Here is a 4,663-nt window from a genome sequence, read left to right on the forward strand (position 1 = left end):
GCGTGGGGCCGCTGATCGGCGCCGCGGGCGCCGTGGCGCTGCTGGGGCTCGCCGGGGACCTGCGCCCGCTGGGCGCCCGGGTCATGATCGGGGTGCAGACCGCCGCCGCCACCGTGGTGGTCGCCCTGGCGTCGGGGCTCTCACCGGGGCCCGGCACCCTCGCCGTGCTGTGGATCGTGCTCGTCACCAACGCCTTCAGCCTGCTGGACGCCTCCGACGGGGCGATGGGGACGGTGGCCGCGGTCATCGCGCTCGGGCTCGCCGTCTGCGCCATCGAGGACGCGCTCCCCGGGCTCGCGCTGCTGCTCAGCGTGCTGGCCGCCTCCCTCACCGGGTTCCTGGTGCACAACTGGCACCCCGCCCGGATCGTCCTCGGCCACTGCGGCTCGCTCTTCACGGGGTTCCTGCTCGCCTGCGCCGCCGTACTCGTCCACACCGAGGCCGAACCCGCCCGGGCCACCGCCTCGCTGTTCGCCCTCACCGCCGTGGTCCTGGCCGACGCGGTGCTGGTCCTGCTGTCGCGCCGGCTGGCCGGGCGGTCGCTGACGGAAGGTGCGGCCGACCACATCGCGCACCGGCTGCGCCGGGGCGGTCTGACCGTGCAGGGCACGGCCGTCGTCCTCGGGCTCGGCGCGCTGGTCGGGACCGTCACCTCGCTGCTCGTCCACGACGGCCGCCTCGCCCCGCCCGCGGTGCTGCCGCTGGTGCTCGGCACGGCGGTCGCGGTGGTGGCCCTGCTGCGGGTGCCGGTCTACGGCGACGCGGCCCTGCGTACCGAACCGGCCCCCGGGGCCGCCCGCGAAGGAGCACCGGCGTGAGCATCGACATGATCGCGATGGGCGACCGCGCCCGTACGGCCCTGCGCCGCCTCGCCCGCCCCCTCGGCGCGCCCGGCCGGTCCGCCGACGACGACGGCGCGCGCCTGGTGCGGCTGCTGCGGCGGTACGAGATCGACCTCGTGCTGGACGTGGGCGCCTACAGCGGGGCTTACGGCACGATGCTGCGGCGCTGCGGCTACGAGGGGCGCATCGTCTCCTTCGAGCCGCTGCGCGAACCCCGCGCCGAGCTGCGGCTGCGGGCCGCGGAGGACCCCTTCTGGTCGGTGCTGCCGTACGCGCTCGGCGACCGCAGCGGGCCCCTCACCCTGAACATCGCGGGCGACGCGGGCGTGAGCAGCTCGGCGCTGCCGATGACGCCCCGCCATCGCGCCGCCGCGCCGCACACCGCGTACACCGGCAGGCGCAGCGTCGACGCGCACCGCCTGGACGCCCTGTGGGAGGGCGTCACCGCGCCCGGCGAGCGGGTCTTCGTACGGCTCGCGGTGCAGGGGTACGAGCACGAGGTGCTGCGCGGCGCGGGGGCGTACGCGGACGAGATCGTCGGGCTCCAGGCGGGGGCGGCGCTGGTGCCGCTGTACGAAGGGGGCGCGGGCTTCGACGATGTGCTGGCCCACGCGCGCGAGGAGCTCGGGCTCTCGCTCATGTCGGTGCGGCCGGGGCTCGCGGACCCGCGGGACGGCCGCCTGCTCCAGTGCGAGCTGATCCTGCTCCGGGAGGACACCCCGGCCCCCTCGGAGCAGGTTCCGCCCCAGCCGGCACCCGCCGACTGACGCCTCCCCGGGGGCCGCGAACAGCCCGCCCACCTGCGGTCGGAGATTGGGCGCGAACATAAGCCGCACATAAAAGTTGAGCCTCCTCGACTCAGCTCTGTTGACCGCTCGGGGCGAGTCATGCATCCTTGAGTCAGTTCCACTCAAGATGTCAGTTGGAGGAATCGAAAATGGCACGTGCGGTCGGCATCGACCTGGGCACGACTAACTCCGTCGTCAGCGTTCTCGAAGGCGGCGAGCCCACCGTCATCACCAACGCCGAAGGCGCCAGGACCACGCCGTCCGTCGTCGCCTTCGCCAAGAACGGCGAAGTCCTCGTCGGTGAGGTCGCCAAGCGGCAGGCCGTCACCAACGTGGACCGGACCATCCGCTCGGTCAAGCGCCACATGGGCACCGACTGGAAGATCGACCTCGACGGCAAGACCTTCAACCCGCAGCAGATGAGCGCCTTCATCCTGCAGAAGCTGAAGCGGGACGCGGAGGCCTACCTCGGCGAGAAGGTCACCGACGCGGTCATCACCGTCCCGGCGTACTTCAACGACTCCGAGCGTCAGGCGACGAAGGAGGCCGGTGAGATCGCGGGCCTCAACGTCCTGCGCATCGTCAACGAGCCGACTGCGGCGGCCCTGGCGTACGGCCTGGACAAGGACGACCAGACGATCCTCGTCTTCGACCTCGGCGGCGGCACCTTCGACGTGTCCCTCCTGGAGATCGGTGACGGCGTCGTCGAGGTGAAGGCCACCAACGGTGACAACCACCTCGGTGGTGACGACTGGGACCAGCGCGTCGTCGACTACCTGGTGAAGCAGTTCCAGTCCGGCCACGGCGTGGACCTCTCCAAGGACAAGATGGCGCTCCAGCGCCTGCGCGAGGCCGCCGAGAAGGCGAAGATCGAGCTGTCCTCGTCCACCGAGACCTCGATCAACCTGCCGTACATCACGGCGTCGGCCGAGGGCCCGCTGCACCTGGACGAGAAGCTGACGCGCGCCCAGTTCCAGCAGCTGACCGCGGACCTCCTGGAGCGCTGCAAGCACCCGTTCCACAACGTCATCAAGGACGCGGGCATCCAGCTCTCCGAGATCGACCACGTCGTTCTCGTCGGCGGCTCCACCCGTATGCCCGCCGTCGCGGAGCTCGTGCGCGAGCTGACCGGCGGCAAGGACGCCAACAAGGGCGTCAACCCGGACGAGGTCGTCGCCATCGGCGCCGCCCTCCAGGCCGGTGTCCTCAAGGGTGAGGTCAAGGACGTCCTGCTCCTCGACGTGACCCCGCTGTCCCTCGGCATCGAGACCAAGGGCGGCATCATGACCAAGCTCATCGAGCGGAACACCACGATTCCGACGAAGCGCTCCGAGATCTTCACGACGGCCGAGGACAACCAGCCGTCCGTCCAGATCCAGGTCTACCAGGGCGAGCGCGAGATCGCGGCGTACAACAAGAAGCTCGGCATGTTCGAGCTGACCGGTCTGCCGCCGGCCCCGCGCGGGGTCCCGCAGATCGAGGTCGCCTTCGACATCGACGCCAACGGCATCATGCACGTGACCGCGAAGGACCTGGGCACGGGCAAGGAGCAGAAGATGACCGTCACCGGCGGCTCCTCGCTGCCGAAGGACGAGGTCAACCGCATGCGCGAGGAGGCCGAGCAGTACGCGGAGGAGGACCACCGCCGCCGCGAGGCCGCCGAGTCCCGCAACCAGGGCGAGCAGCTCGTCTACCAGACCGAGAAGTTCCTCAAGGACAACGAGGACAAGGTCCCGGGCGACGTCAAGACCGAGGTCGAGACCGCGGTGGCCGAGCTCAAGGAGAAGCTGAAGGGCGAGTCCGCCGAGGGCGACAACACCGCGGAGATCCGTACCGCGACCGAGAAGCTCGCGGCCGTCTCCCAGAAGCTCGGCCAGGCGATGTACGCGGACGCCCAGGCCGCCCAGGGTGCCGCCGGAGCCGAGGGCGCCGAGGCGCCCAAGGCCGAGGACGACGTCGTCGACGCCGAGATCGTCGACGACGAGAAGCCGGGCGACGCGAAGGGTGGCGCGGCCTGATGTCTGAGGAGACCCCGGGCTTCGAGGAGAAGCCCGACGTCCCCTCCGGCGCACAGGAAGACGCCGAGCCGAAGGCCGCCGACTCCTCGAAGGAGGAGAAGGCGGCCCCGGCCGGGGACGCAGCCAAGGAGATCGCCCTGCAGGCCCAGCTGGACCAGGCCCAGACAGCGCTCGCCGAGCGCACGACGGACCTCCAGCGCCTCCAGGCCGAGTACCAGAACTACCGCCGCCGCGTGGAGCGGGACCGCGTCACGGTCAAGGAGATCGCCGTCGCCGGCCTCCTGACCGAGCTGCTGCCCGTGCTCGACGACATCGGCCGGGCCCGTGAGCACGGCGAACTGACCGGCGGCTTCAAGTCGGTGGCCGAGTCGCTGGAGACGGTCGCCGCGAAGATGGGCCTCCAGCAGTTCGGCAAGGAGGGCGAGCCCTTCGACCCGACGGTCCACGAGGCCCTGATGCACAGCTACGCCCCGGACGTCACCGAGACGACGTGCGTCGCGATCCTCCAGCCCGGGTACCGGATCGGCGAGCGTACGATCCGCCCCGCGCGGGTCGCCGTCGCCGAGCCCCAGCCGGGCGCGGCGAAGGAGGGCAAGGAGGCCAAGGAAGGCGGCGCCGGCACGGCCGAAGAGGAGAGCGGTGGCCCGGACGAGGGCTGACGCGACGGTCATGGGTGAAGTGGTCGTCCGGGAGGAGGGACGTCGATGAGCACGAAGGACTTCGTCGAGAAGGACTACTACAAGGTCCTCGGCGTCCCCAAGGACGCCACCGAGGCCGAGATCAAGAAGGCGTACCGCAAGCTCGCCCGCGAGTTCCACCCGGACGCCAACAAGGGCGACGCCAAGGCGGAGGAGCGCTTCAAGGAGGTCTCCGAGGCGAACGACATCCTCGGTGACCCCAAGAAGCGCAAGGAGTACGACGAGGCGCGCGCCCTCTTCGGCAACGGCGGCTTCCGGGCCGGTCCCGGCGCCGGCGGCGGCAGCTTCAACTTCGACCTGGGCGACCTCTTCGGGGG

5 protein-coding genes are annotated in these 4,663 nt (G+C 71.2%); all 5 read left to right on the forward strand.

The window, feature by feature from the left end; genetic code table 11:
• The coding region (locus tag ACJA3G_RS30620; protein WP_406556291.1) for an MraY family glycosyltransferase at positions 1-818 on the forward strand (818 nt) is incomplete at its 5' end.
• Positions 815-1,609: an FkbM family methyltransferase gene (locus tag ACJA3G_RS30625; RefSeq protein ID WP_406556292.1), complete on the forward strand. Its 795-nt coding sequence runs from the start codon at positions 815-817 to the stop codon at positions 1,607-1,609. The genes ACJA3G_RS30620 and ACJA3G_RS30625, both read left to right, overlap by 4 nt.
• Positions 1,610-1,779: 170 nt before the next feature.
• Entirely contained in the window at positions 1,780-3,648 is a 1,869-nt protein-coding gene (gene dnaK / locus ACJA3G_RS30630) for a molecular chaperone DnaK (protein WP_406556293.1), read from the forward strand.
• The gene (gene grpE / locus ACJA3G_RS30635) at positions 3,648-4,307 is read left to right on the forward strand and encodes a nucleotide exchange factor GrpE (RefSeq protein ID WP_406556294.1); all 660 of its coding nucleotides are present in this window, start codon (positions 3,648-3,650) and stop codon (positions 4,305-4,307) included. Before dnaK ends, grpE begins: the two co-directional genes overlap by 1 nt.
• Before the next feature lie 45 nt (positions 4,308-4,352).
• Positions 4,353-4,663: DnaJ domain-containing protein (locus ACJA3G_RS30640; RefSeq protein ID WP_406556295.1), on the forward strand; the 311-nt coding region annotated here is incomplete at its 3' end.

It is taken from the genome of Streptomyces sp. YS-3, from assembly GCF_045257485.1.
GTDB lineage: Bacteria > Actinomycetota > Actinomycetes > Streptomycetales > Streptomycetaceae > Streptomyces.

Coding starts and splice junctions, on each gene's coding strand:
- dnaK (WP_406556293.1), top strand. CDS start 1,780: ATGGCACGTGCGGTCGGCATCGACCTGGGCACGACTAACTCCGTCGTC.
- grpE (WP_406556294.1), top strand. CDS start 3,648: ATGTCTGAGGAGACCCCGGGCTTCGAGGAGAAGCCCGACGTCCCCTCC.